The following is a 2,468-nucleotide window of genomic DNA, read 5'->3' as shown; positions in this document are numbered from 1 at the left end:
GTAGCTCAGTTGGTTAGAGCGCCGGCCTGTCACGCCGGAGGTCGCGGGTTCGAGTCCCGTCATTCGCGCCACTCTCCCCTCCCCCAGGTCTGGAACGGCGACGCCCTCGTCAGGACTCGCGCATGGTCTTCAGCGCCCGGCTCCAGCGTGCGAGTTCGTCCAGGGTGACCTTGGCCGCCAGTCCGTGGGCGGTGGTGGGGATGAAGCCCTTCTCGGTGTCCAGGTGCTCTCCCACCATCGGGATGGCGACACCCTCGACCAGGGGCATGATCTTGACCGTGGTCAGCATCTGCTTGGCCATCTGGACCGCCCGCACCCCGCCGGACTGGCCACCATAGCTGACAAAGGCGGCAGGCTTTCCGTTCCATTCCGAATAGAGGTAGTCCACCGCGTTCACAAAGGCCGGCGGCGGCATGAAGTTGTACTCGGGCATGACGAAGACGTAGGCGTCAGCGGACTCCACGCTCGCCGACCAGGCCTTGGTGTGGTCGAACTGGTAGTTGCGCAAGCGCGGGTGCCAGGGCTCGTTGAAGATCGGCAGGTTGAAGTCCGCCAGATCCACCAGGATCGCCTCGAAGGCGTCATGGCCCTCGGCGAGGCCCTGGAACCAGCGCGCGATATGGGGACCCACCCGGTTCGGCCGGGTGGAACAGATGACGGTCTGAAGCTTCACGAAGGCACTCCTGAAACGAATACGGGGATCAGGCGACGGGTTCCGACGCCTTCTCGATGGAAAAGTCGCCCGCGTTCGGCTCCAGGGTCGCCCTCCAGTAGTCCACGAGGGCAAAGGGCCAGTTCTGGGTCACCCTGCCCTTCTCGTTCTTATACCAACTCGAGACCTGCGGCGCGCCCCAGGCCATCAGGGCGTTGGCGGCGTCGACCCTGGCGTTGAAGGCGTCGTGGACTTCCGGCTTCGGCTCCATAGCCCGGGCGCCGGTCTCGGCCATCAGCTTCAGGCAACCGACGATGTAGCGGACGCTACACTCGGAGAAGAAGATGATGGAGCCGTTGACGACGATGTTGGTGTTCGGCCCGTAGATCATGAACAGGTTGGGGAAACCCGGGCTGGTCATGCCCAGGTAGGCGCGGGGATCGCCATCCCAGGTCGCATGGAGGTCAGCGCCCCCGCGGCCGCGGATCTTCATGGGTTCGAGGAACTTCGAGGCATAGAAGCCGGTACCGTAGATGATGACGTCGAAGTCCCGGGCCGTACCGTCCGCCGTGATGATCCCGGTCTCGGTGATCTCGGTGATGGCGTCGGTGACCAGCGAGACGTTGTCGCGTTGGAGGGCCGCCATCCAGACCCCATTGTCCAGGAGCGCGCGCTTGCCGCCCACGGGATAGGTGGGGACCACCTTCTCGACCAGATCGGGCCGGTTCGGGGCCTGGGCGGCAATGGCACCGGCGATCATCTCCCGGAACCCAAGATTGGCCGCAGACACCGCGGTCGGCGGGCCGTTCCAGCCGGGATCGGCCGTGACCATGGGCAAAAGCCCGTCGGTGACCATCCAGAACATCCAGAAGCGGTACCACTTGTCGTAGTAGGGCACGTGCTCCAGCAGCCAGTTCATGCCATCCGGTACGGCCTCGTGATAGTGCGGCACAGGGAAGCCCCAGGGCGGCGTGCGCTGGAAGACGGTCAGGCTGCCCACCTTGCCCGCGATCTCGGGCACGAACTGGTAGGCGCTCGCCCCGGTGCCGATCACCGCCACCCGCTTGCCGGTCAGGTCTATGTCATGGCGCCAGCGGGCGGAGTGGAAGGCGGGTCCAGAGAACCGGTCCCGACCCTTGATGTCGGGCACGTGAGGACGATTGAGCTGGCCCACCGCAGTGACGACGGCGTTGGCCTCGATCACCCGGCGCGCACCCTTGCCGTCGCGGACAGTGACCTTCCAGAGGGCTCGGGGTTCGTCCCAGTCGAGGGTCTCGACCTCGGTCTCGAAAGCGATCTTGCCGCGCAGGTCATAGCGATCGGCGACGCCCCGGAAGTACTCGAGCAGGATCGGCTGGGTGGAGAAGTGCTGGGGCCAGTGGTGGTTGGGCTCGAAGCTGTAGGAGTAGATGTGGTTGGAGGAGTCCACCCGGCAGCCTGGATAGGTGTTCTCGAACCAGGTGCCGCCGACGTCGGCATTCTTGTCGAGGATCTCGTAGCTCACGCCAGCCTGGCTGAGGCGGATGCCGGTGAGCAGGCCGGACATGCCGGCACCGATGACCAGGACATGCATCTTCGCGGCACCGGCCTTGAGGCCCGGCGCCTCCCAGACCGGCGTCTTGGTATTGGTCTCGGCCAGGCTGAGCTCGTCGCCGAGAAAGTCGGCATAGCCCTCCGGGATCTCCGCGCCGGCCACGAAGCTCATCATCTGGCGGAGGGTGGCGAGGGCGGGCTGGTGGGTCCTGCCGTCACCCCTGCCGACCCATTCGACCAGGGCGGCCTTGGCCTCGGCCAGGAACTTTTTCTGCTCAGCCTC

The 2,468-nt window shown here is 65.6% G+C and carries 2 protein-coding genes; both read right to left on the bottom strand.

All coding sequences use genetic code 11. The features are described 5' to 3' along the window. Nucleotides 1-109: 109 nt before the first annotated feature. Nucleotides 110-673 carry an NAD(P)H-dependent oxidoreductase gene (locus tag WCJ52_RS12725; protein WP_336903675.1) on the bottom strand — a complete coding sequence of 188 codons (564 nt, stop codon included), beginning with the start codon at nucleotides 671-673 and terminating at the stop codon, nucleotides 110-112. Between the two features lie 28 nt (nucleotides 674-701). Then, the coding region (locus WCJ52_RS12720; RefSeq protein ID WP_336903674.1) for an NAD(P)/FAD-dependent oxidoreductase at nucleotides 702-2,468 on the bottom strand (1,767 nt) is incomplete at its 5' end.

This window comes from Phenylobacterium sp., assembly GCF_037138395.1.
Lineage (GTDB): Bacteria > Pseudomonadota > Alphaproteobacteria > Caulobacterales > Caulobacteraceae > Phenylobacterium.
The sequence above is the reverse complement of the archived record's forward strand: the minus strand, read 5'-3'. Positions and strand labels throughout refer to the sequence as shown.